Here is a 25,203-nt window from a genome sequence, read left to right on the forward strand (position 1 = left end):
TTGGTGCGCAGGAAGGTGTCCCAGCCCCAGATCGACAGATCCCACAACTCGCGGTCGGCGAACTCGGCCGGGACGAACCCGCGGTCCACCATGTTCCGCGCGCCGCCCTGGCGCTCGTAGTTGGTGACCACGGGGAAGTCGACCTCGATCACCTCGGCGCCGAGCGCTTCGAGGTCGGCACGGCCCGCGCGCCACAGGTCGACGACCGACGGGCGCGTCTCGATCTGCTCCGCCGCGTCGGTGTCGGCGTTGATGTACATGCGCGGGATGCCGATGCGCCTGCCCCGTAGAGCGTCGGCGGCCACGAGCGAACGGTACGACTCGGGGCGGACAGTGGAGGCGGCGGGCAGCGGCACCCACGGCTGGCTACGCCAGAAATCGCCGTCCGTCCGCGGGTCGTCGACGACGATCACGTCGAGCAGTTCGAGCAGGTCGGCGATCGTCCTGGTGTGCGGCACCACCACATCCATCGTCGGCACCAGCGGCCAGTTGCCGCGCACCGAGATGACCCCGCGCGACGGCGTGTACGCCACAAGCCCGTTGTTGGATGCCGGTGCCCGCCCGCTCGACCAGGTCTCCTCGCCGAGACCGAACGCGGCGAAGCTCGCCGCTGTCGCCGTGCCAGACCCGTTGGACGAGCCGCTGCCGAACGCCGCGGTCAGGTAGCCTCCGTTGTACGGGCTCTCCGCGCGGCCGTATACCCCAGGCGCTGCATACCTCCGTTGGCCATCGGCGGCATGTTGGTCAGGCCGATCAGCACCGCGCCAGCTGCGCGCAGTTGCGCGATCGCGAATGCGTCGTCGCCCGCGATCAGGTTGGCGGAACGCCGGGGAGCCTGCTGCGACGGTGAGCCCGCGTGCCCGCATAGCTGTCTTCGCCGTATATGGGATGCCGTCGAGCGGTCCGAGCGTCGCTCCCGCCACCCTGCGCGCATCCGAGGCGCACGCGTCGGCGAACGCCTCCGGGTTGAGCACCGGCACCGCGTTCAGGCGGATGCCGCCGCGGTCATACGCCGCGATGCGGTCGAGGTACGCGGCGACGAGGTCGACGCTGGTCACCGCGCCGGACTCCAACGCCTCGCGCAACTCGGCGATCGTGGCCTCGACCACCGGGAAGAAGCGACCGGATGCGCTGCTCATCGGGCGCTCGCCAGCGGCTGCTGCTGGGTGATGCAGTGGATGCCGCCGCCGCGCGCGAGGATCGGCCGCGCGTCGATCGTGACCACCTCGCGGTCGTAGGCTTCGGCGAGGATCGCCGCCGCGCGCGCGTCGGCCTCCCGCTCGCCGTACCCGCAGGCGATGACGCCGCCGTTGACGACGAGGTGGTTGGCGTAGTTCCAGTCGACGTAGCCGTCGTCATCCTGGACGGTCTCCGGCGCGGGGAGCTCGATGATCTCGAGGCGTCTGCCCGCAGCATCCGTCGCCGCCTCGAGCACGGAGCGCAGCTGACGGGTGACGAAGTAGTCCGGGTGGTCCGGGTTGTTCTGGGTGTGCACGAGCACCCGGCCGGGTGCTGCGAACGCCGCCACCATGTCGACGTGCCCGCGGGTTCCACCGAGGTGTAGTCGCGGGTCAGGCCGCGCGGCAGCCAGATCACGCTGGTCGCGCCGATCGTGCGGGCGAGTTCGCGCTCGACCATCGCCTTGGTGGCGTACGGGTTGCGGAAGGGATCGAGCTGGACGGTCTCGGTGACGATGACGGTCCCCTCCCCGTCCACGTGGATGCCGCCGCCTTCGTTGACGAGCATGCTCGACACCAGCTCCGCACCGGCCTCCGCGGCGACGAACGACCCGATCTCGCGGTCGTTCTCCCACGTCGCCCAGGCGTTCGCACCCCAGCCGTTGAAGACCCAGTCGACCGCTCCGAGCGCGCCGGTCTCGTCGTCGAGGACGAACGACGGACCGATGTCGCGCATCCAGAAGTCGTCGAGCGGTGCTTCGACGATGTCGATCGAGCCGTCGAGCAGGCGGTTCGCGTGGCTGCGGCTGCTCGGGTCGACCACGACAGTCACCGGCTCGAATCGGGCGGCGGCGTTGGCGACGCCCGACCAGGCGAGACGGGCCTTCTTCGGCGGATTCGGCGTCGTCGCCGAGCGTGTATCCGTCGCGCGGGAACGCCGTCCAGATGCGCTCCTGGGGAGCGAATTCCCGCGGGCATCTTCCAGTTCATCGTTGATCCTCCGTTATTGATCATGGAATCAATAGCTGACCCGACTGTAGGGCGACGAGTTCGACGGTGTCAAGGAATTCCGCTATTGACTATGCGATCAACTAGAGTCATGATCGCTTCCAACCCCAGAGCGGATCGCGCACCGAAGCCGAACGCACTCGCAGAGGAGCTACAACGATGAGCACAGACCCGACCGATCGCGTCGGCCATATCGAGGAAGTCGGCGTCGACTACCTCCCAGAGCGAGAACGCGATTCCAGCCCCCGAAACCTGTTCGCCGTGTTCACCGGAGGCAACTTCGGCTGGACCATCGCCGTCTACGGCTGGGTCTCCATCCAGCTCGGCCTCGACTTCTGGGGCGCCGTCGTCACGACCACGATCGGCACCCTGATCGGCACGCTTGTCGTGCTGCCGCTCTCCGGCGTCTCGCCGCGCACCGGCACCAACATGACCGTGTCGAGCGGCGCGTTCTTCGGCATCCGGGGTCGCCTCATCGGCTCCGCCCTGTCGCTGCTGATCGCGATCGTGTTCGCGGCGCTCACGGTCTGGACCAGCGGGGATGCGCTGGTCGGCGCCGCCCACCGGCTCTTCGGCCTGCCGCAGAACGATGCGACCCACGCCGTGGGATACGCCCTGGTGTCCGCGCTGATCGTGATCGTCGCGCTCTACGGCCACGCCACCATCGTCGCCATGCAGAAATTCATCGTCCCGATCGCCGGAATCGTGCTGATCCTCGGCTATTTCGCGTTCAGCGCGAACTTCAACCCGGCGTACTCGACCGGCACCTTCGCCGTCGGCGGATACTGGCAGACGTTCATCCTGTCGACTGTGCTGGCCACCGCCGGCCCGATCTCGTACGCGCCGATCATCGGCGACTACACGCGCCGCATCTCGATCCGGCGCCACACCGGCCGCTCGATCGGCTGGGCGCTGTTCGCCGCGCTCATGCTCGGCACACTGCTCCCCGCCATCCTGGGGGCGTACGCCGGCTCGGCGATGACCGTCTCGACGGGCGACTTCATGAGCGACTTGGTCGCCTCGTCGCCGTTCTGGTACCTCATCCCCATCCTGATCGTCTCGGTGGTCGGCGGCTTCGGCCAGGGCGTGATGTGCATCTACGCCACCGGTCTCGACCTGGAGACGTTCTTCCCCCGGCTGCGACGCGTGCACACCACGGCGCTCGCGGCGGCGGTGTCCGTCGCCCTGCTCTACCTCGGCGTCTTCGTCTTCAACGCCGTGGATGCGATCACCTCGGCCACGGTCATCCTCAACGCGATCACCACGCCCTGGGCGGTCGTGCTCGTCATCGGCGCGCTGCGTACGCGGTTCTACGACCCGAACGACCTGCAGGCGTTCGCACAGAAGCGCCGCGGAGGCCGGTACTGGTTCACCGCCGGGTGGAACGTTCCGGCCGTCGCCGCCTGGCTCGCCGGCTCGCTCTTCGGCGTGCTCAGCGTCTACACGGACCTCTACGCCGGGCCGCTCGCCAACCTGTTCGGCGGCATCGACCCCAGCGCGATCGGCTCCGGCATCGTCGCGGCGATCGTCTATGTTGGCTGTGTGATGTTCGCACGAGCCAGAGTCGACGCCCCCGAGCTGCCGGTGCTCGTCGACCTCGAACGCACCCCGGCCGGTCCTCCTGTCACCGTGACCGCATGACCGAGACGGCGGTCACTCGCAGACCCCGCGCGACGCGGAAGTCGGCGACGGAACGCGCCGACGAGATCCGCGACGCCGCGCAGCAGCTCGCCCGCGAGGGCGGGCTGCCCGCGCTGACGCTGAGGTCGGTGGCCGCGCAGGTCGGCGTCGCGCCCGCGCTCGTCGCGCACTACGAGCCCAGCATGGATGCGCTCGTCGCCACGACGTTCGCAACCATCGCCCAGCTGGAGATCGACGAAGTGCTCCTCCTGATCACGGCCCAGCCGACGCCGACGGCAAGCCTGCGCTCGCTGATCGCGACCCTGCTGGAGCCGGAGCGCGACGACGTCACCACGGTCTGGGCCGACGCGTACAGCGTGGGGCGCACCAACGATCTGCTCGCCGGCCGGGTGCGCGAGCTCATGGACGCCTGGCAGGAAGTGGTGACCGGCGTCGTGCTGGCCGGGGTCGCATCCGGAGAGTTCTCGACCGACGACCCGAACGCGGTCGCCTGGCAGTTCCTCGGCATGATCGACGGCGTGAACTCGCACGCCCTCGTGCACTACGGCGGCGCCGGCGACCGGGGCCGCCTCGTCTGCCGCGCCATGGAGAACGAGCTCGGCCTGACCAGGGGAGCGCTGTCGGCGTAGCGCGCTGAACGCGCGCCTGCTACGCCGCCGGCTGCTGCTGCGTGACGCAGTGGATCCCGCCGCCGCCCGTTCCGAGGTGGTCGATGTCGAGCTGCTCGATCACGCGGCCGGGGAACAGCCGCGCGAGCGTTGCCGCTGCCGCCGCATCCGCCAGCGCGTCGCCGAACCGCCCGGCGATCACCGCGCCGTTGCAGACGTAGAAGTTGGCGTACGACGCGAGGAAGCTGCTGTTCCTGGATCGGATCCTCCCGTAGTCCGGTCCCTGGAGCCGTTCGACCGTCATCGCCGCCGACAGCACCGCATCCTGGTCGCGTGCGTCGGAGGAGAACGCGTCGTCGTCCGTTGCGAGCGGCACCTGGACGATGGCCCGGCCTGGGGAGAGGAACCGCGAGGTGGCGTCCACGTGGTCGTCGGTGATGTCCTGGCTCTTCACCCCGTCGAACCAGATGACCTCCGAGGCGCCGTATGCGTCGAGCATCGCGTCCTCGATCTCCTGCTGCGACCTGCCCCGGTTGCGGTTCTTGTTCACCAGGCTGCTCCGGGTGGCCATCAGGGTGCCGGCGCCGTCCTGCTCGATCGCGCCGCCCTCCCCCACGAAGTCGGCGGCCGAGAACGGCACCCCTGCAGACGCCGCGATGCGGGCGGCGACGCGGGCGTCGTGCGTGTGCGCCTGCTTGTTGCCCCAGCCGTTGAAGTTCAGGCCGATCGCATCCAGCCGCCCGGCGTCGTCCCTCCGGAAGACCGGGCCGGTGTCGCGCATCCAGCAGTCGTCGACAGGGATGTCGGTGAGCACCGTCACCCCGCTCCCGCAGAGCGAGCGTGCCCGCGCAGCGCTTCCCGGATTCGCGCAGAGGAAGACGGGTTCGTGCTTCGCGATCGTGTTCGCGATCCGCGCGATGTCCGCCTGCACGCCCGCGAGGCCGCCACCCCAGATGGATGCGCGGTCCGGCCACGCCATCCAGGTGCGCTCGTGCCGCACATCCTCGGCGGGCACGGCGAACGTCCCTGCCGCTGAGGCCGGGTCGGCGGCGCCGAGCGACCGCCCGGTGCCGACCACGGCCGCGGTGGCCGCACCGGCCACGACGATCCCGGCGGCGGTCAGGAATCCGCGCCTGCTCATGCCGTTCCCCTTCTTCTCGTCGTCCAGTGTCTCTCTCATACCGTCTCCCCTTCCACTTCGATCGCCGCTCCCCCCGCTGCGCCATCGTCAGCGACGGCAACGCGAGACGACGAGCGCTCCGTACGGTTCCACCCACTCCGAGTGACGACGCGCTGCGGGCAGCGACTCGGCGCGCACCCTGGCTTCGTAGCGTCCGGCCGCCGACAGCTCCGCCGTCACGACCTCGCCCGCCACGCTGAGCCGGATGGTCGTGATGGCGCGCTCCGAATCCACGCGGACGCCGATCCGGACAGAGCCGTCCGCCTCCCGCCCGGCGGTCAGAGTGACCACCGGCGGCGCCACCGTGCGCACTCCAAGGGCGACCACCGGACGAGCGCCGCCCGGCACCGGGGCTTCGAGCACGCGAGGCGGAACGATCCGCCTGGTCCGCTGTGAGTCGAACGCCGCCGCGAAGCTGAGCAGCCGCGAGTCCCCGTACGCCGCACCGGCGAAGGTGAGGCCGACGGGCATCCCGATGTCGCGCATCACCCCCATCGGCGTCGTCACCGTCGGGATGCCGAGGTGGCGGATGGCGAGGTTGCCGTTCGCCACCCAAGTGCCGTTGCGCCAGGCGAGATCGGCGGAGTGCTCGTCGACATCGGCGTCCGCCGGGGCGACATCCGCGACGGCGGGGAAGACGACGGCGTCGAGACCGTGCGCCGCCAACCACTCCTCGAGGTCGACCCGGCGCGCTCGCTCCAAGCCGCGCACGCCCTCCGGGATCGACGCGATCTCGTCCAGCGGACGCAACCCCTCCCGCGCGCGCTCGACATAGTCGGCCAGGTCGAAGTCGCCGCCGTAGCGGTCCGGGAGCGCGCCGCACGGCTGCGGGAAGATGAGCGGCCCGTCGACGTCGGCGAGACGCGCGGGCCCACCGGCGCTGTATGTGCGAAGGAAGCTGTCCCACCACAGCATGGAGAGGTCCCAGAGCTCCTCATCCTCGAAGGCTTCAGGGAGCAGGCCGTCGTTCGCCTCGTAGCTCGACACGACGGGGAAGTCGACCTCCACGACCTCCGCGCCGAGCGCGACGAGGTCGCCCATCGCCTGTTCCCACAGGTCGATGACGCTCTGGCGGGTGGCGATGGGCTCGCGAGCGTCGGCGTCGCGGTTGATGTACATCCTGGGCACCCCGAGCCGGACGCCGTCGAGCCGCGTGCGCATCCCGATCGCCGGGTAGGAGATGGGGCGGATCGAGGAGGCGGCCGGGATGCCGACCCACGGTTGCGAGCGCCAGAAATCACCGTCGGACGACTCGTCGTCGGCCACGATCACGTCGAGGACCTCCAGCAGGTCGGCCACCGTGCGCGCGTGCGGGACCACCACATCCATCGTCGGCACCAGCGGCCAGTTCCCGCGCACCGAGATCACACCGCGCGACGGCGTGTACGCCACCAGGCCGTTGTTGGAGGCGGGCGCCCTGCCGGAGGACCAGGTCTCCTCCGCGAGCCCGAAGGCGCAGAAACTCGCCGCCGTCGCCGTGCCGGAGCCGTTGGACGACCCCGACGCGAACGCCGCCGTCAGATAGTCCCGGTTGTACGGGCTCTCCGCCCGGCCGTACAGCCCGCGTTGCATACCGCCGTTGGCCATCGGCGGCATCGTCGTGCGCCCGAGGCAGATCGCACCGCCCGCGCGCAGCCTGGAAACGGTGAACGCGTCGTCCGCGGCGACCAGCTCCCGGAACGCCGGAGAGCCCGCCGCCAGCGACCGGCCGCGCACCGCGTAACTGTCCTTGACCGTGTACGGGATACCGTCCAGCGGCCCGCGCACCTTCCCGGCCGCGCGACGCCGATCGGACGCCGCCGCCTCCCGGAACGCGTCGGCATCGAGCACGGGGACCGAGTTCAGCAGCGCGCCCCGGCGGTCGTGCAGCGCGATCCGCTCCAGGTAGGCGGCGACCAGCTCGACGCTGGTCACCGCGCCCGTCTCGAGCGCGTGGCGCAGGTCCGGGATGCTCGCCTCGACCACGTCGAAGGGCGCCACGTCGAAGGGCGCGGCGACCGTGCCCGCCTGGTCCGTCACCGACTCCACCGGTTACAGGATCCCGGCGGGAAGCTGCTGGGTGATGCAGTGCGGCCCGCCACCGCCCGAGGCGACGGCCGCCGCCTGCACTCCCACGACCTCCCTGTCCGGGTAGATGTCGTCGAACCGCGCGAGCGCATCCTGTGCCTCTGCGGTGTCGTCGATGGGCACGATCACGGCGCCGTTGACCAGGTAGTGGTTCGCGTACGAGACCTCCCCGACGAGCGGCGGATCGAACAGCTCGATCTGCAGCGGGCGGCCGAGCGCGTCCACGGCCCCGTCGAGCGCGGCCAGGTTGGCGCGCGCACGGTCGTACTCCGTCGACTCCGGCGAACTCGGGTATTCGAGGAAGATCCGCGCGGGACCCGCGAACTGGGCGACGCCGTCGATGTGCCCGTCCGTGCCGACCGGCCCGGTGTCGAGGCTGTGCCCGAACGGCAGCCAGATGACCGTGGTCGCGCCGAGGTAGTCGTGCAGGATCGCCTCGATCTGCGCCTTGTCGAGCGTGGGGTTCCGGTTCGGGTTGAGCAGGCACTGCTCGGTGGTGATCAGCGTGCCTTCCCCGTCGGTGAAGAACGACCCGCCTTCGAGGATGAGCGGCGCACTGAACAGGGGGACGCCGAAGTGGGCGGCCACGCGGTCGGGGATCAGCGCATCCTGATCGTAGGGGTGCCAGCGGTTTCCCCACGAGTTGAAGCCGAACTTCACGGCGACGGCATCGCCCTGCTCGTCGGTGACGAAGATGGGACCGGCGTCGCGGGCCCACGAGTCGTCCGCTCCGAACTCCAGCGGTTCGACGCCGGAGCCGCAGAGGTTGCGGACAAGCGCAGCCTCGCCAGGCTGGCACACCATGAACACCGGTTCGAACGCCGCGATGCCGGAGGCGACGGCCGCGTACTCGGCGCACGCTGCGTCGTACCTGTCACCCCACAGCCGGGCGCGCGCCGGCCAGATCATCAGCGTCGCCGCATGAGCGGACCACTCCGCCGGCATACGGTAGCCGGCCGAGATCGGTGTCAAGGGAAGTGTCGTCACGGTGTCCTCCACAGTTGGATGTCATCCAATATTGGATGACATCCAAGAAAATGGCAAGAGGGGACACCACGTGAAGCCGCCGACACGCGTCTGCGCGGCGGCGCAGCGGTCGTCTGCCCGCGACAGCTAGAGCGAATACCCCAGAATGCTCGCCGCCCCGCGCTCGCACAGCGCCAGCGCGCGCTCCCGGTCGAGCCTCGTCGACCCGACGGTGACCTGGATCGACAGCCCGTCGATCAGCGCCGACACCAGCTCCGCCGCGTCGTCCACGTCGGCGACCTCGAACACCCCGCGGTCGCGGCCGTACTCGATCACCTCGATCAGGATCTGGAACCAGCGCTGCTCCAGCTGCTGATGCTCGGTCGAGACCGCGTTGTCGACCATCCCGTTCGCCCAGACCTGCAGCCAGAGCGCCCAGCCCTCGTCTTTGAAGCCGTCGGCCGCCGAGAGTTCGATCAACTGGCGGAGCCGCTGCCGAGGGTCCTCGATCGTCGAGAGCCACTCCCGCGACCGCTCGACCAGTTCTTCCTCGCTGCGACGGATCGCGAGCAGGAGGAGGTCGTTCTTGGAGGGGAAGTAGTAGGTGACGTGCCCGGGCGTCATGTTCGCGCGCTCGGCGATGTCGGACACGCGCACGTTCGAGAACCCGAGCTCGGCGATCGCCTGCGCGGCCGCGAGCAGCACAGCTTCCTCGCGGAGCTTGCCCTTCGTGAGACGGTCCACGTCAACTCCTCGAGCTCTGTCTCCACCTGTTGTCCGACATCCTCGATGGTAGCGGGATGCGCGCGGTCAGAGGCGAGGCGCCGCCGCCAGCAGACTCCGCGTGTATTCGCTCTCCGGTGCGTCGAACAGCCCGTCGACGTCCCGGTCCTCGACGATCCGCCCGTCCTTCATCACGATCACGCGGTCGCTGATGTGCCGGACGACGGAGAGGTCGTGCGAGATGAACAGCAGCGTCAACCCCAGCTCGGAGCGGAGTCCGGAGAGCAGGTTGAGGATCGCCGCCTGCACGGAGACGTCCAGCGCCGCTGTCGACTCGTCGGCGATGAGCACCGTCGGCTCGACCGCCAGCGCCCGTGCGATCCCGACGCGTTGCCGCTGCCCGCCGGACAGCCGGCGCGGGAGTGCGGTGAACGCCGACCGGGGGAGGCCGACCATCTCGAGCAGCTCCTGGGCGCGCTCGGTCGTGCGCCCCCGGGGGACCATCCGGTGAAAGCGGATCAGCTCCTCCAGCATCCGGCCGACCGTCATCGACGGATTCAGCGACGAACTCGGATCCTGGAACACCATCTGCAGCCGGCGGATCTGTTCACGCGACCGTCGCGCCCCGACCGGTGCACCGTCCAGCAGGATTTCCCCGCCGACCGGCTGCACCAGGCCGACGAGCGCCTTCGCGAACGTCGACTTCCCGGACCCGGACTCCCCCACGATCGCCACCGACTCCCCGCGCCGCAGCGACAGTTCGCCACCCTCCAGCGCCGGCGTCCCCGGTCGGCGCCGCGACCCGTACGACACAACGACATCGTGCGCTTCGAGCACGAACTCCGGCGCACTCACGCGTTTCAACGGCACGACACTCATGCGCTGATCGCCTCCACGACGTCCACCCGGATGCACGCGGTCGCGCCGCGCTCGGTCGGTTCCAGCTCGTAGGGCGCGGTCCGGCACTCGTCGGACGCGAACCGGCAGCGCGGTGCGAACCGGCACCCGACGGGGAAGGCGCGCGGGTCGGGCGGACTGCCGGGAATGGTCTCCAGCAGCTCGCCAGCACGCACCGCCGACGGCGTGCAGGCGAGGAGACTGGTCGTGTACGGGTGCTGCGGATGGTGCAGCACGTCCTGCGTCCGTCCCGTTTCCACGATCCGTCCTGCGTACATGACGGCGATCCGCTGGCTGATCTCCCCGATCACCGCCAGGTCGTGCGAGACGAACACCATCGCCATCCCGCGCTCGGCGCTGACCCGTTTGAGGAGGTCGAGGATCTGCGCCTGGATCGTGACGTCGAGTGCGGTGGTCGGTTCGTCGCAAAGCAGCACGTCCGGCTCCGTGCCGAGCGCCGCTGCGATCATCACGCGCTGCCGCAGGCCGCCCGAGAGTTCGTGGGGCCACATCCTGGATCGTTCCTCCGCCCGGGCGATGCCGACGTCGGACATGAGTTCGACCGCCCGGGATCGGGCTGCGCGCAGCGATCCCCCGGTGTTCGTCCTGACGGCTTCCGCGATGAAGTCGCCCACCCTCATCGTGGGGTTCAGGGCGAGCATCGGCTCCTGGAACACCATCGCGATGCGCTGTTCGGCCGGACGGACGACGCCCGCGTCGTCGAACATCGTGACCCGTCCTGTTTTGCGTCCACCCGCCGGCAGCACATCGAGCACCGCGCGCAGCGTCAGGCTCTTGCCCGATCCGGACTCGCCGACGATGCCGAGCGTCTCGCCGCGCGCCACGCTGAAGCTGACCCCGTCGACCGGCGAGAAGGTGTCTCCGCGCACGGTCAGCGCGACGGCGAGATCCTCCACAGCGAGGACCGTCCTGGTCATTTCCGACCCCATGCTTCCACTCCTTCGCCCACCATGCTGAGTCCGAGCCCGAAGACGACGATCACCAGACCGGGCACGGTCGCGAGCCACCACTGGTCCCGGATGAACGGCTGCCCTTCCGCGATCATCGCGCCCCATTCGGGGCTGGGCGGCTGGATGCCGAGCCCGAGGAAGGACAGCGCGGCCAGGCCGAGCGTGGCCGCCACGATGTCCGACGGGAGGTAGACGAGGCTCTGCCCGATCGCGTTGGGGAAGGCGTGCCGCCACAGGATGCGCTGCTTCGAGAACCCGGACACCGTCGCCGCCGCGATGTAGTCCGACTCTCGAACGCGGAGCATCTCGGTGCGGATGAGCCGCACGTACGCGACCCAGGAGACCACGGTCATCGACACCAGGATCGAGACCGGTCCTGCCCCGAGGACGAAGACCAGCGCGATCACCAGGATGTAGCTGGGGAACGCCTGCACCAGATCGGAGACGCGCATCACCAGCGTGTCGACCCAGCCGCCGAAGTAACCGGCGAGCGCACCGAGGACCGTGCCGAGCACGGCGGGGAGCGCGGCTCCGAGGAAGCCGATGAGCAGGTCGATCCGTGCCGCCCAGATCAGTCGCGACAGCACGTCGCGCCCGAGTTCGTCCGTGCCGAGCAGATGCTGCCACGACGGCGAGGCGAGTGCGTTCGAGACGTTCTGGGCGAGCGGATCCGCCGGGGCGATGGCCGGGGCGAAGGCGGCTGCGAGCACATAGGCCGCGACGATGGACAGCCCGACCCAGACCATCGCGGGTGGGCGGGCGCGCCGCACGCGCACGCTGTCGGCGGTGCGGGGTTCGATGACGACGGGCGCGATGGCGGTCATGAGTCGACCTTCACTCTCGGATCGAGGATCGCCGTGACGACGTCGGCGATGAGGTAGACCAGGATGACGGCGAGCGCGAACACGATCGTGTAGCCCTGGATGAGCGGGATGTCCCTCTGTCGCGAGGCGAGCACGATCCCCTGTCCGAGCCCCGGCAGGGCGAACGTCGTCTCGACCACGACCGCGCCGAACAGCATGTAGCCGATGTTCAGGGCGAGGACGGAAACGGTGGGGGGCGCGGCGTTCCTCAACACGAACCGGCGCGTGATCCTGCCCGGCCCGATCCCCAGTGTGTGCGCCGCCGTGATGTACTCGGAGTCCTGCACGCCGATGAGGCTCGCCCGCAGGCTGCGGATCTGCAGCGGGGCCATCGTCACCGCGAGCGTGATCGCCGGGAGCACGATCGACCGGAGATGGTCGACCGTCGTGTACCCGAATCCGCCCACCGGGAAGAGGCCGGTCGGAAGCGCCACCAGCAGGATGAGGATGATCCCTGTCCAGAACGACGGCATCGCGAACAGCACCAGGCCGACCGCCCGAGCCGTGTGGTCGAACACCCCGCCCGGCCGCCGGGCGGAGAAGATCGCGGCAGGCACCGAGATGATCACCGAGAACAGCGCACTGAACCCGAGGAGCCAGAGCGAGACCGGCAACCGCTCGCCGATGGTCTCCGTCACCGGCTGCTGCGACTTGAACGAGAAGCCGAAGTCGCCGGTGAACACGTGCGCCACGTAGTCGAAGAACTGCAGGATCGCCGGCTTGTCGAGCCCGAGCTGCTGTCGCGCCAGAGCGAGTTGCTCCGGCGACGCCCGCAGCCCGACCACCAGCCGGGCAGGATCGCCCGGGGTGATCTTCAACAGCAGGAACACCAGCAGCACGACGCACAGGGTGAGCGGCACGGCGTATGCGACGCGACGCAGGACGAAGGCGAACCGCTCGGACACGTCAGTTGCCACTCAGGGTGATCTGGCTCCAGTGGTACATCCCCCACGGTGTCGGCGCGAAGCCGTGCACCCTGGGATTGACGCCGTAGAGTACCTGGAATTGTGCGAGCGCCGCGGCCGGGAGCTCGGTGATGCCGTCATCCTGGACCTGCCGGATGATCGACTGCTTCTCGGACTCCGTCGACGCCGCCGCGTACTGGTGGAACTGCTGCGTGATCTGCTCGGTCTTCACGCCGCTGAACAGCCAGGATGTGCCGCTGATCCAGGCGAGCGGGTCGACGACGTCCGGCGAGACCGCGCCGTACGACCAGAGCACGAGATCGGCGGTGAGCCCGTAGGCACGGTCGAGGAACGCGCCTGTCTCCAGGGGGCTCAGCGTGAGGGTGATGCCGATGTCGGCGAGGTTCTGTTTCACGATCTGCGCGACGTCGTTGTCCGCCGTATTGGAGGCGTCGTAGACGACCTCCAGCTTCGTCGGCTTCGTCGCCGCGAGGGCGAGCTCCGCCTTGGCCTGCGCGAGGTCGTGGTCGTAGCCCTTCACGTCCGGCGCCGACCAGTTCGCCAGCCCGGACGGGATGATCCCGGGCGCCGGAGTCCCATATCCCTTGAAGGCGCCCTTGATGACCGAGGCGTAGTCGATGGCGTACGCGATCGCTTTGCGCACGTGCACGTCGTCGAGCGGCTTCCTGGTGGTGTTGAAGCTGAGGTGCTCGATCTGGCTGGACGGGAGCGCTTTGAGCGTCGACCCGTAGACGGTCGCATCCTGAGGGGAGAGGTACTGCGAGATGTCAGCCTGACCGGACTGGAGCATCGCGGCGCCCTGGTTCGAGTCGGTGACCGTGTCGATCACCACCTTCTTCACGCCGATCTTCTCGTAGTAGTGCGTGTTGGCCGTCAGCACGGTCTGTCCGCCGGTCGACCACGACGTCACGCCGTACGCCCCGGCGCCGACCGGCTTCTGCCAGTAGGCGTCCTCCGACTTCCCGCCGAAGTCGTGCGGGAAGATCGCCGAGGAACTCCAGGTCATCAGCACGGGAAGGATCGTGTTCGGCCCCGCCAGATGGAACACGACGGTGTGCGCATCCGGTGCGGTGACGCTGCTGATGTCCGAGTACAGCGACCCGTAGTTCTTGCCCTTCGCCCACACCCCAGCAGAGAAGATCACGTCGGCCGGGGTGACGGTGGCGCCGTCGCTGAACTTCACGCCGGGCCGAAGCGTGAACGTCCAGGTGTGCGCGCCGCGGTCGTACACCCACTTCGTCGCGATCCCGGCCTCGATCGACCGCCCGTCCGACCCGGACTTGAGCAGCGGTTCGAGCACGTTGTCGAGTGTCTGGTAGGTCGCATACGCCGCCGCCGAGTCGGGATTCCAGCCGTCGAACGATTCGGAGCGGATGACGTGCAGGGTGTCCCCCGACCCCGCGTCACCGGCGGAGCACCCCGAGAGGCCAACGGAGAGGACAACGGCCGTACTGACCACGGCCGCGAGAACAGTGCTTCGTCGCATCGGACCCTCGCTTAGAAATAGGATTTGGATGAAATCCAAATATGCCTGGTGCGCGTCGAAGTGTCAAGAGTTTCGGAAGGCCGTAATCTGATCGCATCCGGTTGGTGCCGGATCGCGGCGGACACCGCCACGGGCGGAAGGAGCCAGGTGGAAGGTCCCAGCGCTCCCGCTCCAGAGGTCGCCGCCGCCAAAATGGCGCGGCATCGCCGCCGCTGGTGGAGGCGACGCCCGCCGACCGAGTCGTCCGCCTTCGAGCGCAGCGTCTGGTGGGCCGGGCAGGCGCAGCTGTTCATCGCAGCGGCCCTCGCCGTCGTCGGTCCCGTCTGTCTCGTGGCCTTTCTCGCATTCTCGACCAGTGGCGGCGGGGCCCTGTCGACCTGGACGGGCGTCGTCGGCTGGCTGGGCAGCGCGATGGCGCTACCCTTCGCATCCTCCGGGAAACTCTTGCGCGGGTACGGGACGGCCATGCCGGGAGCGAACCGCGCTCTTCCCTACCGGATCGTCGAGCTCGTCCTCGTGGTCGTCGGCATCGCGGCGCTCTCGATCGTATTCGTGGTCGTCCTGGCGTTCCTCCTCGTCGGAGTGGTCGTGGCGCGGGGCGCCTTCCTCTGACGTCCCGCGATCCGGCCCACGCGCCCGGTACGCTCGCGCCATGACGCATCTCGACACCGTGGCGTGGCCTCCCGAACCGATCAGGACGGAGCGGCTGGTGCTGCGCGCAGCGGAGGCTCGGGATCGCGAGGCGATGATCGACCTCTTCAGCTCTGCGCAGGTGAACGAGTACGCCGGCGGAGGCGAGCCGCGCGAGCAGCTCGAGGAGACGATGCCCGCTGTCCCCGGCAGCCGCCCCGGCTTCTTCGTCGTCGAACTCGACGGCTCGGCGATCGGCCTCGTGACGTTCGACCCTCGCGACCCGGAGCGCCCCGGCCACGTGCGCCAGGGCGGCGGGGAGAGCGAGCTCGGCTACCTCCTGCTGCCGCACACCTGGGGCAATGGATACGCGACGGAGGCGTGCACCGCCGCGATGGCGTGGTTCGCGCGGGCGCTCCCGGACCAGCCCCTCGTCATCTCGACCCAGCTCGCCAACGAGCGCTCCCTCCGCCTGATCCACACGCTCGGCTTCGCGGAGCTCGACCGCTTCGCTGAGTACGACGCCGAGCAATGGTTCGGTGCCTCACCGCAGCACGGAGCCTGACCCCGCCGACCGCTCGGAGCTCATCGCGCCCCCACCCCGACACATCGAGTGGTCCCGAATTGCCGCGTGACGTGATTGCGCGCGGCAATTCGCGACCATTCGTTCAGACGACATGGCGGAAGGGCACCCGTGTCATCGGGCAGAACCCCGGATCGCAAGGGCAGCTCCCCGGTTCTCGTCAGCCGTCGTACCTCACGAGGTGATTCGCGTACGCGCCGTCGACGACGATGGATGCGCCTGAGATGTACCGAGAAGCATCGCTGGCCAGGAAGACGGCGACATCCGCGACGTCCTCCGGCACCCCCACGCGCCCGAGCGGGATCCAGGATTGGAAGCGCTCCTCGCCGACGGCGCTGATGAGGTCGCGGTTCATGTCGGTTCGGATCGCGCCGGGGGCGAGCGTGTTGACGCGGATGCCGGAAGGGCCCAGCTCGATCGCGGCCGTTCTGCTGAGGGAGGCGAGCGCCGCCTTGGCGGCGGCGTATGCGCCGTTCCCACTGACAGGGACCGTCTCGTGGATAGAGGTGACGTTGATGATCGACGGAGCGTTGCTCCGGCGGAGCATCGGCACGCACAACCGCATGAGTGCGGCAGGGGCCAGGAGGTTGACGTCGAGCACGCGGGCGAACTCGTCCGTGCCGAGTTCCTCCACGCTGCTGGGCTCTTCGAACCCCGCGTTGTTCACGAGGACGTCGAGGCCGCCGCGCTCGGTGAGCTCCGCGACGATCCGGTCGGGCGAACGCCGGTCGGCGAGATCGGCGACGATGGCCTCTCCGCCGATCTCGTGCGCGATGCGCTCCACGGTCGCGCGACGTCGCCCGTGGACGATGCAGGTGGCGCCGGCACTCGCGAACGCCCTGGCGATGGACTCGCCGATGCCCCCGCTGCTCCCTGTGACGAGCGCCCGGAGCCCCTGGAGCGGTGAATCGGTCATCCTGTGGTCCTCTCGACGGTGATGCGAAGCCACGTCCGGCGGGTCTCCCCTGGTGCGAGCACGGGATGGCGACCGGCGGCACGATCGACTGCCCGCCCTTGCACGCTACAGTTCGCCGGCTCGATCGCGCTCACGTAGGTGCCGGCCGCGCGCCGCTGCCAGTGGAACAGGCGAGGCAGCGTGCGGGTGTCCCACTCGACGGTCAGCTGCATCCCGAGTCGCGCCGAACGCACGGCGACGGCGGCGGTGCCGCCATCGCCGACGACGGGATCATGCTCTGCCACCTCGTCTGCCACGGCAGCGGGCGGGCCCATCGGCGACGCCTCGGCGGCCGCCGCGAAGGTCCCTTCACGACGATGGAGCAGGATCGAGTCCGGTCCGAGGAACGGGTGTCCGAGATTCAGGTGGTACAGGAGCGGGGAGTGCAACGGCTCGGCACTCAGGTTCGTGGCGATGTCTTCGAGGGTGACGACCCCGGCGCCGATCGGGAAGCCGAGCTGTCGCCGAACCCGGATACCTCGGCCCAGACCGTGCGGTTCGTGCACCGTTCCTGAGACGATGATGCGCCCGGCGCCGCGCGCGTCGATGTCGCGGGCCACGGAGACGTCGGTCGCCGCGAGGTCGCTGTACCGACCGTGACGGCCGTGACCTTCACTCGGGAGGCCGACGTTCTGCAGCCCGCACGTGGTCAGCAGCCCGCCGGCCCAGCCGTCGTGCCAACCCTCCCCGGAGTCTCCGTGCCCCGGTGGCTGTTCACCCATCGCCGACAGCCAGGCCACCGGTTCCCCGCCGTACCACGTCGCCCCGAGGTCCAGGCCCCGATCGAGCAACACCCGCGTGTGCAGGCCACCGGCCGGGGAGACCGCCAGGACCCGCGTGCCAGCGCCAGGTCCGTCCGAAACGACCTGCATCGCCGTGTGAGCGAGGACATCGTCGGTGGCGGTGAGCGCTCGGACGTCCGGCGTCACAGGACGCCGAAGGTGCGGAACGCGTCCGACGCGAGCATCCCGTCGGCGACCGCCTGCCGGAACTCCAATTCGCTCGCCCGTTTCGAGAGCCCGGCGGCGACGACCTCCTCGGCGCGCGCAGCGGGGACGATGACGACGCCGTCCGAGTCGGCGACCACGAGATCGCCCGGCTCGATCCGGACACCGTCGATCACGCACGGCACCCGGTGCTCGGCGATCTCGTGCCGCCCCATGCTGTCGTACGGGATCGTGCCCCCGGAGACGACGGGGAACCCGAGCTCGCGGACCTGTCGGGTGTCACGTACGAGTCCGTCCGTGATCGCGCCGGCCGCCCCTCTGGCGATGCACGCCGTGCTGAGCAGCTCGCCCCACACCGCGATGTCCCTCGCCCGCTGGGTCGGAGTGATGAACACCTCGTCCGGGCCGATCGCGTCCAGGGCGGCCACGAGTCCGGCGAACGGCGTCTCCGGAACGTCGAAGACACGCCGGATCGTCACGGGGAATGCGTATCCGGCGATGACGGTGTCCGGTTCGAGAGGGGACAGGCCTGCCGCGAGGCACTGGTGCCGCAGCCCGACGGCATCCAGCATGTCTGAGAGCACGGCCGAGCCGAGTTCGGCCCGCACGCGGGCCAGGTCGATGGTCACCATGCCGGCATCACCGGATTCCACTCCGGGCGGAACCGATCGGCGCCGTTGCCGGAGTCGCCGGCCACATACAGGTTCGCGAACCGTCCGCTGCGGTGCAGCTCCCTGTACTGCTCCACCTTGTCCTCATCGAGCTCGACGCCCCAACCGTGGCCGTCCGGTGGCGCGAGGCGCCCGTCGCCGCTCGGCAGCAGGCGTTCGCCCACGATGACATCGTCGACGAGGTGGTGGTGGTGCGCGTCGACGGCGAGAGTGAGCTGCGGGATGGTCACCCCCGTGTGCGCCATGATCGCCATGCCGATCCCGAGCTCGATGCCCGAGTGCATCCCGATTCCGAGACCGTGGATGCGGCACAGGTCGGCGAGTGTCTTGGTCTGCAACGGGCCGCCCCAATACCAGGGGTCGGAGAGGATCACGTCGACGCTGCCGAGGGCGAGCGCCCCAGGGATGTCGTCGAAGTCGACGACGCACATGTTCGTCGAGAGCGGGATCGCTGTCTTCGCACGCACTTCGGCCATGCCCGCCTGCCCGGCCACCGGGTCTTCCAGGTATTCGAGGCCGATCTCAGCGAGCGGGCCGAGTAGCCCCATCGCGGTCGCCGGAGTCCACGCGGCGTTCGGGTCGATGCGCAGCCGGATCCCTGGCAGCAGATCCCGGATGGCGCGCAGCGTCTCCACCTCGATCGCCGGCTCCTGCACGCCCGCCTTGAGCTTCACCGTGCCGAAGCCGTAGCGCTGCACCAGGTCGTAGGCGTGGCGGGCCATCTCGTCGGGCGTCGTGACCGCGGCGTGCGTCGGCGACTCGTAGCGGTAGAAGCAGTACGCCGCGAGGTCGATGTGATCGCGAACGGCGCCGCCGAGGATCTGGTGGGCCGGCACCCCGAGAGCCTTGCCGATGATGTCGACGCAGGCCATCTCGATGGCGGACGCGATCAGTGGATTCTTGCTCCAATAGAAACGCTCGGTGATGCGCATCCGGATGCTGCCGGTCTCCAGCGCACTGAGACCGACGACGACGCTCCCGGCCCTGATCACCTCCTCGGCGCTCGCGGCCGTCTCGGCGAGCCCTACGAGCCCGTCGGTGGTGTGCACTTTCACGATCGTGCGGGTGAACGCTTCGTGCACGCCGTACGAGTGCCGGATGGGCGCCTCGATGGGCACGGTCACCTCGAACGCCTCGATGCGTCCGATTCTCAATTTCTCCACGATTCTCCTTGGTCTCATCGGGCGCGGAGCGCGCCGAGCCGAACGGTCTGAATGCGCCAGGCGGGAAGGGGGACGGTCAGCACGCCGTCGACGGCTGCCAGCGTCTGCTGTGTGCGGCCATCGAGGTCGGTCAGCTCGGCATCCCCGCTGACAGCGACGCCTCTGAGCTGCACCGCCGCCGGCTGGTCGGACTGGTTGACAAGCCGGGCCACCACCACGTCGCCGTCGAGGAACAGCGCTGAGAGGCGAACGGTGTCCCCGTCGTTGGCCAGCAGCTCCACCTGGTCTGCGGAGCCCGCCGCGACGATTCGCGGCTCGCGCCACGCGATGTCGGCCAGCTCCGGCATGTCCGCCCGACGCCAATCGGCGTCCACAGCGCGCAGGGTGAAGTTCCAGGATGTGCGGCCGGGGTTGGTCCACGCCATCCGCGGGTCACCGCACGAGGGCGCCGTCCGGAGCAGTACGGCTTCGAGCGTCTGACCGTCGTGCCGGAACGCGGGGTGCGTCGTGAGCACCGCGAGGCCGGGCTCCTCCGACGGAGCGCTGACGTGCACCCAGTGCTGCACCTCACGGTAGGCGGCGAGGTCGTCTGCCGTGATCTCGTCCGGCATGAGCGAGTGCTGCTCGTCCGGCACATCGAGCCAGCCGGAGGCGTGGAACGGGGTGCCGTGCGTGACCTGCGCCCGAGCGCAGACCGCGAGTGGAGACCGGATCTGCCACCGCTCGAAGCCGGGCCAGTCGACCACGGTCTCGACATCGACCCTGGCCGAACCGGCCCACACCCGCACAGTCGTCGTCCAGATCACATCCAGCAGGCGCCAGCGGATAGCCGCGCGGGCGACGATCGGCCCGGCGTCGAGCAGGTCGACGCCCAGCACCACGGCGTCGACGCGCCCTGACTCATCGGTCGCCAGCGTCACATCGTTGCCGAGCTCAGGCACGGCATAGGCGCCGCCGAGCGGCACGACGCGGTCACTGCCGGTGGCCACGTCTCCGATGGTCGCCGTGCCGGTGACCCGATCGATCGTCACCTCCACCTGGTCGCTCCCGATGCGGACGGCTTCGGACGTCTGGTCTGCGGTCGTCGCAGCCCGGGTGCGGTCCACCTCGAGAGGACCTGCGCCGACACCGGCGGTCGGGTCGAGGGCGATGGCGACCGTTCGGGTGCCGTCGTCGGCGAGAAGCGGCTGCCAGGAGTCGGCCGGGAGGGAACGGAACCAGGCGTCGAGCGCAACCGAGGTCTCGGCGTCCACGATGAGTTCGGAGCCGTTCTGTCCGAGCCTGCTGCGCAGCATCGACGGCGTCAACGACTCCGCCGAACCGAGCGAGTGCTGCAGGACGTCGAGCGCGTAGCCACGGGCCCTGTCATGCCGCACCTTCTTCTGGAAGATGGAGAGCGGGCCGTCCTGGCCGCCGCCGTTGTGGTCCTGGGTGAACACGTGCATCCGCCAGAGCCACTCCCACTCCTTTCCCTCCGGCGGGGTGTCCGGAGCGGCGAAGTACGCGTCTTCGGCGAAGAGACCACGCCACGTGCGCGCCGCGTCCGGCAAAGCGGAACGGCCGGCGGCCACCCCGATCACGCTCGCGGTCTCCGCGTCGAGCAGAAGCTCTTCGAGCGCCCGCACCCGATGGAAGAACCGCATCTCCTCATCCGGGGCGACCCCCCAGACGCTGGGGAGGGAGCCGGTGATCTCGGGGAGCTCGACGTCCTGGTACGGCGCCAGAACCGTGGCGGGGATGGCATAGCCGACATCGATGCCGGATGCGCGGTACTGGCCGATGTACTCACGCTGGTCTTTGCCGTACCGCGTCGTGAAATCGGCGGCGGTCGTCAGGTCGCCCGCCGACCCGGATACCGCCATCACCCCGAGCGGGTAGCGTCCGTCGACGTCGTCGAACGAGAGCGCAGCGCCCGAGTTGACGAACGCGTCGCCGTTCGCGCGCGGGTCGAGCCCCGAGCCGTCGAGGGGGATGAACACGTAGTGCCATGGCCAGGTGAGCATGGTCAGCCCTGTGCCGTCGGGAGCGCGGTGACGCCAGACCCGTCCCTCCTGGAAGAGCTTGCGGCTGGTCACGTAGTATCCGATTCCGGCCTGAGCATAGATCTGTGCGGTCTGCGCATTGAGGCCGGGGAGATCTGGATGGGCGGCGAGCTTCGTGTCGACGCCGAGCCGGTCGCGCACCCAGGAACGGCCGATCTGGATGTTGCGGATGATCGATTCGCCGAGGACCAGGTTCTCCCACCGGTCGATGTACGCCGCACCGATCTCGAGCCGCCCTTCGGCGATCAGCCGACGCACCCGTCCCTCGTATTCAGGATGCTGGGCGAGGAAATGCTCGGCGAAGATCGCGGTGTCGATAACGAAGGTCTCGTCGCCGGACTCGACGGCCCGATCAACGTACGAGCGAATGACATCGTCGCCCCGTCGCAGGCAGTTGCGGTAGTCGCCCAGCCAGAACAGGTCGAGGTGGGAGGAGGGGATGATCGCGACGGAGGGCGCCGGAGTCACAGAGGTGTTCCTTTCGATGGACATGTTTCAGCCTTTGACCGCGCCGGCCAGGCCGTTGGAGAAGTACTTCTGCAAGAAGAAGAAGAGGATGAGCGGCGGAAGCGCTGCGAGGGTCGCCGCTGCAAGGAGAAGACCCTGGTCGGTCGTGTGCTCGCCGATCAGACCGGAGAGCGCCACAGGGACCGTGCGGTTCGTGCCGCCCAGGAGGATGAGCGCGAAGAGCAGTTCGCTCCAGCAGCCGATGATGCACCAGATCGCGACGGCCGCGATTCCCGGCGCGGCCATCGGCATCACGATGCGTACGAGGGTGCGCACCGATCCGCTGCCGTCCACATCCGCGGCCTCCAGGACCTCACGGGGGATCGCCGCGAAGTGACCGGTGATGATCCAGACCGCCACCGGAAGCTGGAACGCGACGTAGATCAGAGTCACGCCCGGCAACTGGTTCACCAGGCCGAGGTTCGTCCAGAGGATGAAGATCGGCACGAGCGTCGCCGCCTGCGGCAGGAGCTGTGTGACCAGACTGAGCGAGAGCAGAGACCGGGTGCCGCGGAATCTCAGGTGGGTGGCGGCGTACGCGGAGGCGCAGCCGAAGACGACGACGAACACCGCCGTGGTAAGCGCGATGATCAGCGATTGCAGGGTCGCCGGAAGCAGCGATCCCTCCTCGAACACCTTGGTGTACTGGTCGAAGCTCAACGATTCCGGCCACAGGGTCGCAGGGATGCGGGAGATCTCGGCCGAGGTCTTCAACGACGAGGACACCATCCAGTAGACCGGCAGCAGTGTACCGATCAGGACGAGACCCAGCACGATGGCGGCGCCCCACGGGAAGCGGCGGAACGTGGCGGTTGCTGTCGTCATGAGCGCGCCTGCTTTCTCGTCGCCCGGAGATAGAACGCGATTGCGATGCCGGTGAGCGCGATGGAGAGCACCGAGTATGCGGCCGCCTGGTCGAAGCGGTTGAACTTGAGCGCCGACTCCCAGATCGCGAACGGCAGCGTGGTCGTCGCATCCCCTGGCCCGCCGTTGGTCAGCAGGTAGACGAGGTCGAAGTAGTTGAAGGTCCAAATGAAGGCGAGCAGCGACGTCGTGGCGAGGACCGGCCGGATGCCAGGCAGCAGCACGTGCCACACGACGCGCAGGTAGGAGGCGCCGTCGACGCGTGCGGCCTCGACGACCTCCTTCGGCACCGTCTTCAGTCCCGCCGAGAGCATCAGCATCCAGTACGGTGCCGATTTCCAGGTGTTCACGACGATCAGGCTCAGCATCGCGAGCGTCGGCGTCGACAACCACTGCACTGGCTCGACACCGACGATGCCGAGCAGCCGATTGGCCAGCCCGGTGATCGGGTTGAGGATCGCGAGCCAGATCGCGGCGACCGCGACGCCAGGCATCACCCACGGCGTCAGGAGCAAGGGCCGGATCACCTTCGCGGCCCGGGGGAACGCCTCCAGTGCGAGAGCGGAGGCCAACCCCACCACGAACTGCAGGATGAGGGAGCCCACCGTGAAGATGAGCGTGCGGCCGAGCGTGGCCAGGAGCGCGCCGCTCTGGAACACCTTCACGTAGTTGTCGAGCCAGACGAACTCGCCGTCCTGCAGGCTCAATCGATCGACGTGGAGGCTGATCCACACGTTGTAGATCAATGGGTAGAACAGCACCAGGGCGAGCGCGATGAACGCGGGGAGCGCGAACGGCCAGGCCCTGGCGCGCTTGATGCGGGTGCCGCGCCGCGGTGGATCCGTCAGGGGATCCACCGCGGCGGGTGCCGCATCCGTTGACATCTGCGTTGTCATCGGATGCTCTCTCTCAATCGAGGATCTGCGAGTTGACCTGCTGGTCGAAGTCCTTCAGAGCCGATTCGGCCGATTTCGACGGATCGACGATCACCGGGATGACGGTCTTCTCGAAGGCCGCGGACACCTCGGCGATTCGCGAGACCGGCGGCATCGGCAGGCCGGCGTGGGGAAGGATCTCGTTGTATGCCTTGTAGAACGGGTCGTCCGACCACGGTGAAGTGCTCAGGCCGTCTTTTAGGGGAGGGAACGCTTCGGCCTTGTTCAGGTCGATGAGGTTCTTGCTCTGCATGATGTAAGCGAGCAGCTTGCCGGCGGCGTCCCGGTGCTTCGAGTTCTTGAAGACGCCGATCTGCCATCCTCCTGCCGTCGAGCCGGACGGATCGCCGGCCTTCTGCACGGGCACCACCGCGGTCTCGTAGTCGGTTCCGTATTTGATGTTCGGGTTGTTGGTCTCGAGCGAGGCCTTCATCCAGGGCCCGCCGAGCATGAATGCCAGCTTGTTCTGCGCGAAGAGCTGCGCCAGGGTGTCCTGCGTGGTGTTGTCGGTGCCCGGCGGCACTGCGCCCGTCTTCACGATGTCTTGGATGAGCTTGACGGCGGCCACGGTGCCGGCCGAATCGGCCGCGACAGCCTTCGACGTCTTGCCGTCGCTCTTCACGATCGCGCCGTTCGCGCCTTTCATGTACGGCCCGACCGTCTCGTATGTCAGCGAGTAGTCGTTGTCGCTGGGGAACCCGTAGCCGTAGACGTCCCCGCCGGCGAACATCTTCACGTCGGCGATGAGTTCCGCCCAGGTGGCCGGCGGCTTCTCGATGCCCTTCGCCTTGAGCAAGGTCGGGTTGTAGAACAGCGCCCGCGTGTCGGTGGTGATCGGGAGCGTCATCTGCTTGCCCGTCACCTTGCCGACGTCGACGAGACCAGGGATCAGTGCCCCCGTGTCGATCTTGTTGTCCGAGATGATCGTGTCGAGCGGCGCCAGGAATCCTCCGCCTGCGAAGGTCTGGATGTCCGTGTGGTTGACGCGCCCGAGGTCGGGGCCTTGGCCGCCGCGGAACTCGGTGGTGAGTTTGGTGTTGTAGTTGTCGAGCGGGATCTGCTCGACCTTCACCGTGATGTTCGGATTGGCCTTCTGGAATGCGTCGATCAGGGGCTTCTCACCCTGGTTGAAGATCTCCGCTGTGGTTGAGGTGGCGTAGGTGATGGTCACCTTGCCGTTGTCGGAGCCGCCCGTGCTGCTGCAACCCGCGAGGGTCAGGCCGGCGATGGCCAGCGTGGCGATTCCTACTGCTGTGGTGCTCCGGGAACGCATTCGAGCTCCTTTGCTCTGGTGGGGATTTCGTTCGAGTATGTGAACAGTGTTTCCTATCGGACACACTACGGAGACCCATCGTCCGTGTCAATGTTCATCATGAGGAATGTTGTTCCATA

The 25,203-nt window shown here is 68.8% G+C and carries 20 protein-coding genes and 3 pseudogenes; 4 read left to right on the forward strand and 19 right to left on the reverse strand.

Annotation, left to right across the window (positions count from 1 at the left end; translation table 11 throughout):
* Positions 1 to 1,139 (reverse strand): annotated as a pseudogene (locus AC37TH_RS14780) (amidase); the annotation flags it as partial.
* Positions 1,136 to 2,168, reverse strand: a pseudogene (locus AC37TH_RS14785) (agmatine deiminase family protein). The pseudogenes AC37TH_RS14780 and AC37TH_RS14785, both read right to left, overlap by 4 nt.
* A gap of 177 nt (positions 2,169 to 2,345) precedes the next feature.
* On the opposite strand from AC37TH_RS14785, the gene AC37TH_RS14790 reads away from it, so the two are divergent.
* Positions 2,346 to 3,827, forward strand: coding sequence for a purine-cytosine permease family protein (locus AC37TH_RS14790; RefSeq protein ID WP_490765120.1), 1,482 nt, complete (start codon positions 2,346 to 2,348; stop codon positions 3,825 to 3,827).
* A complete protein-coding gene (locus tag AC37TH_RS14795; RefSeq protein WP_490765121.1) occupies positions 3,824 to 4,456 on the forward strand; it encodes a TetR/AcrR family transcriptional regulator in 633 nt (210 codons plus the stop codon). The genes AC37TH_RS14790 and AC37TH_RS14795 overlap by 4 nt, the downstream gene beginning before the upstream one ends.
* Positions 4,457 to 4,475: 19 nt before the next feature.
* On the opposite strand, the gene AC37TH_RS14800 is transcribed toward AC37TH_RS14795, so the two are convergent.
* The 9 genes and pseudogenes from AC37TH_RS14800 to AC37TH_RS14840 form a co-directional block, all read right to left on the reverse strand.
* The gene (locus tag AC37TH_RS14800; RefSeq protein WP_490765122.1) at positions 4,476 to 5,615 is read right to left on the reverse strand and encodes an agmatine deiminase family protein; all 1,140 of its coding nucleotides are present in this window, start codon (positions 5,613 to 5,615) and stop codon (positions 4,476 to 4,478) included.
* 363 nt (positions 5,616 to 5,978) lie between these two features.
* A pseudogene (locus AC37TH_RS14805) lies at positions 5,979 to 7,595 on the reverse strand (amidase); the annotation flags it as partial.
* Positions 7,596 to 7,646: 51 nt separating this feature from the next.
* On the reverse strand, positions 7,647 to 8,669 hold the full coding sequence (locus AC37TH_RS14810) for an agmatine deiminase family protein (protein ID WP_490765123.1): 1,023 nt from the start codon (positions 8,667 to 8,669) through the stop codon (positions 7,647 to 7,649).
* Positions 8,670 to 8,795: 126 nt separating this feature from the next.
* A complete protein-coding gene (locus AC37TH_RS14815) occupies positions 8,796 to 9,392 on the reverse strand; it encodes a TetR/AcrR family transcriptional regulator (RefSeq protein WP_490765124.1) in 597 nt (198 codons plus the stop codon).
* A 66-nt stretch (positions 9,393 to 9,458) separates the two neighbouring features.
* On the reverse strand, positions 9,459 to 10,250 hold the full coding sequence (locus tag AC37TH_RS14820) for an ABC transporter ATP-binding protein (protein ID WP_490765125.1): 792 nt from the start codon (positions 10,248 to 10,250) through the stop codon (positions 9,459 to 9,461).
* On the reverse strand, positions 10,247 to 11,218 hold the full coding sequence (locus tag AC37TH_RS14825) for an ABC transporter ATP-binding protein (protein ID WP_490765126.1): 972 nt from the start codon (positions 11,216 to 11,218) through the stop codon (positions 10,247 to 10,249). The genes AC37TH_RS14820 and AC37TH_RS14825 overlap by 4 nt, the downstream gene beginning before the upstream one ends.
* Positions 11,203 to 12,063 (reverse strand): ABC transporter permease, encoded by an 861-nt coding sequence (locus AC37TH_RS14830; RefSeq protein WP_490765127.1) that lies wholly within the window; start codon positions 12,061 to 12,063, stop codon positions 11,203 to 11,205. The genes AC37TH_RS14825 and AC37TH_RS14830 overlap by 16 nt, the downstream gene beginning before the upstream one ends.
* Positions 12,060 to 13,019 (reverse strand): ABC transporter permease, encoded by a 960-nt coding sequence (locus AC37TH_RS14835; protein ID WP_490765128.1) that lies wholly within the window; start codon positions 13,017 to 13,019, stop codon positions 12,060 to 12,062. The genes AC37TH_RS14830 and AC37TH_RS14835 overlap by 4 nt, the downstream gene beginning before the upstream one ends.
* Positions 13,009 to 14,514: an ABC transporter substrate-binding protein gene (locus tag AC37TH_RS14840; protein ID WP_490765129.1), complete on the reverse strand. Its 1,506-nt coding sequence runs from the start codon at positions 14,512 to 14,514 to the stop codon at positions 13,009 to 13,011. Before AC37TH_RS14840 ends, AC37TH_RS14835 begins: the two co-directional genes overlap by 11 nt.
* 147 nt (positions 14,515 to 14,661) lie before the next feature.
* Between AC37TH_RS14840 and AC37TH_RS14845 the strand changes: the two genes are divergently transcribed.
* Both AC37TH_RS14845 and AC37TH_RS14850 read left to right on the forward strand, forming a co-directional pair.
* The gene (locus AC37TH_RS14845) at positions 14,662 to 15,126 is read left to right on the forward strand and encodes a hypothetical protein (protein ID WP_490765130.1); all 465 of its coding nucleotides are present in this window, start codon (positions 14,662 to 14,664) and stop codon (positions 15,124 to 15,126) included.
* A 40-nt stretch (positions 15,127 to 15,166) separates the two neighbouring features.
* Entirely contained in the window at positions 15,167 to 15,709 is a 543-nt protein-coding gene (locus AC37TH_RS14850; protein ID WP_490765131.1) for a GNAT family N-acetyltransferase, read from the forward strand.
* Positions 15,710 to 15,887: 178 nt separating this feature from the next.
* Here AC37TH_RS14850 and AC37TH_RS14855 read toward each other — a convergent pair whose 3' ends face one another.
* From AC37TH_RS14855 to AC37TH_RS14890, 8 genes are read right to left on the reverse strand one after another with little or no spacing between them, the layout of a single operon-like run.
* On the reverse strand, positions 15,888 to 16,643 hold the full coding sequence (locus AC37TH_RS14855; protein WP_490765132.1) for an SDR family NAD(P)-dependent oxidoreductase: 756 nt from the start codon (positions 16,641 to 16,643) through the stop codon (positions 15,888 to 15,890).
* The gene (locus tag AC37TH_RS14860; RefSeq protein WP_490765133.1) at positions 16,640 to 17,611 is read right to left on the reverse strand and encodes a DUF4432 family protein; all 972 of its coding nucleotides are present in this window, start codon (positions 17,609 to 17,611) and stop codon (positions 16,640 to 16,642) included. Before AC37TH_RS14860 ends, AC37TH_RS14855 begins: the two co-directional genes overlap by 4 nt.
* On the reverse strand, positions 17,608 to 18,261 hold the full coding sequence (locus AC37TH_RS14865; protein WP_490765134.1) for an RraA family protein: 654 nt from the start codon (positions 18,259 to 18,261) through the stop codon (positions 17,608 to 17,610). Before AC37TH_RS14865 ends, AC37TH_RS14860 begins: the two co-directional genes overlap by 4 nt.
* The gene (locus AC37TH_RS14870) at positions 18,255 to 19,463 is read right to left on the reverse strand and encodes an enolase C-terminal domain-like protein (protein WP_490765135.1); all 1,209 of its coding nucleotides are present in this window, start codon (positions 19,461 to 19,463) and stop codon (positions 18,255 to 18,257) included. Before AC37TH_RS14870 ends, AC37TH_RS14865 begins: the two co-directional genes overlap by 7 nt.
* A 14-nt stretch (positions 19,464 to 19,477) precedes the next feature.
* Positions 19,478 to 21,997, reverse strand: coding sequence for a glycoside hydrolase family 38 N-terminal domain-containing protein (locus AC37TH_RS14875; RefSeq protein ID WP_490765136.1), 2,520 nt, complete (start codon positions 21,995 to 21,997; stop codon positions 19,478 to 19,480).
* Between the two features lie 3 nt (positions 21,998 to 22,000).
* On the reverse strand, positions 22,001 to 22,837 hold the full coding sequence (locus tag AC37TH_RS14880; protein ID WP_490765137.1) for a carbohydrate ABC transporter permease: 837 nt from the start codon (positions 22,835 to 22,837) through the stop codon (positions 22,001 to 22,003).
* Positions 22,834 to 23,772 carry a carbohydrate ABC transporter permease gene (locus AC37TH_RS14885; RefSeq protein ID WP_490765138.1) on the reverse strand — a complete coding sequence of 313 codons (939 nt, stop codon included), beginning with the start codon at positions 23,770 to 23,772 and terminating at the stop codon, positions 22,834 to 22,836. Before AC37TH_RS14885 ends, AC37TH_RS14880 begins: the two co-directional genes overlap by 4 nt.
* Positions 23,773 to 23,785: 13 nt before the next feature.
* Positions 23,786 to 25,084, reverse strand: a complete 1,299-nt coding sequence (locus tag AC37TH_RS14890; RefSeq protein ID WP_490765139.1) for an ABC transporter substrate-binding protein — start codon at positions 25,082 to 25,084, stop codon at positions 23,786 to 23,788.
* Positions 25,085 to 25,203 lie beyond the last annotated feature (119 nt).

The sequence above is a fragment of the Leifsonia sp. McL0627 genome, assembly GCF_058244615.1.

Excerpts from the sequence above, each read along its gene's own strand:
- AC37TH_RS14800 (WP_490765122.1), bottom strand. The coding sequence starts at position 5,615 with ATGAGAGAGACACTGGACGACGAGAAGAAGGGGAACGGCATGAGCAGG.
- AC37TH_RS14790 (WP_490765120.1), top strand. The coding sequence starts at position 2,346 with ATGAGCACAGACCCGACCGATCGCGTCGGCCATATCGAGGAAGTCGGC.
- AC37TH_RS14795 (WP_490765121.1), top strand. The coding sequence starts at position 3,824 with ATGACCGAGACGGCGGTCACTCGCAGACCCCGCGCGACGCGGAAGTCG.
- AC37TH_RS14830 (WP_490765127.1), bottom strand. The coding sequence starts at position 12,063 with ATGACCGCCATCGCGCCCGTCGTCATCGAACCCCGCACCGCCGACAGC.
- AC37TH_RS14885 (WP_490765138.1), bottom strand. The coding sequence starts at position 23,772 with ATGACAACGCAGATGTCAACGGATGCGGCACCCGCCGCGGTGGATCCC.
- AC37TH_RS14865 (WP_490765134.1), bottom strand. The coding sequence starts at position 18,261 with ATGGTGACCATCGACCTGGCCCGCGTGCGGGCCGAACTCGGCTCGGCC.
- AC37TH_RS14820 (WP_490765125.1), bottom strand. The coding sequence starts at position 10,250 with ATGAGTGTCGTGCCGTTGAAACGCGTGAGTGCGCCGGAGTTCGTGCTC.
- AC37TH_RS14890 (WP_490765139.1), bottom strand. The coding sequence starts at position 25,084 with ATGCGTTCCCGGAGCACCACAGCAGTAGGAATCGCCACGCTGGCCATC.
- AC37TH_RS14840 (WP_490765129.1), bottom strand. The coding sequence starts at position 14,514 with ATGCGACGAAGCACTGTTCTCGCGGCCGTGGTCAGTACGGCCGTTGTC.
- AC37TH_RS14875 (WP_490765136.1), bottom strand. The coding sequence starts at position 21,997 with ATGTCCATCGAAAGGAACACCTCTGTGACTCCGGCGCCCTCCGTCGCG.
- AC37TH_RS14850 (WP_490765131.1), top strand. The coding sequence starts at position 15,167 with ATGACGCATCTCGACACCGTGGCGTGGCCTCCCGAACCGATCAGGACG.
- AC37TH_RS14855 (WP_490765132.1), bottom strand. The coding sequence starts at position 16,643 with ATGACCGATTCACCGCTCCAGGGGCTCCGGGCGCTCGTCACAGGGAGC.
- AC37TH_RS14825 (WP_490765126.1), bottom strand. The coding sequence starts at position 11,218 with ATGGGGTCGGAAATGACCAGGACGGTCCTCGCTGTGGAGGATCTCGCC.
- AC37TH_RS14880 (WP_490765137.1), bottom strand. The coding sequence starts at position 22,837 with ATGACGACAGCAACCGCCACGTTCCGCCGCTTCCCGTGGGGCGCCGCC.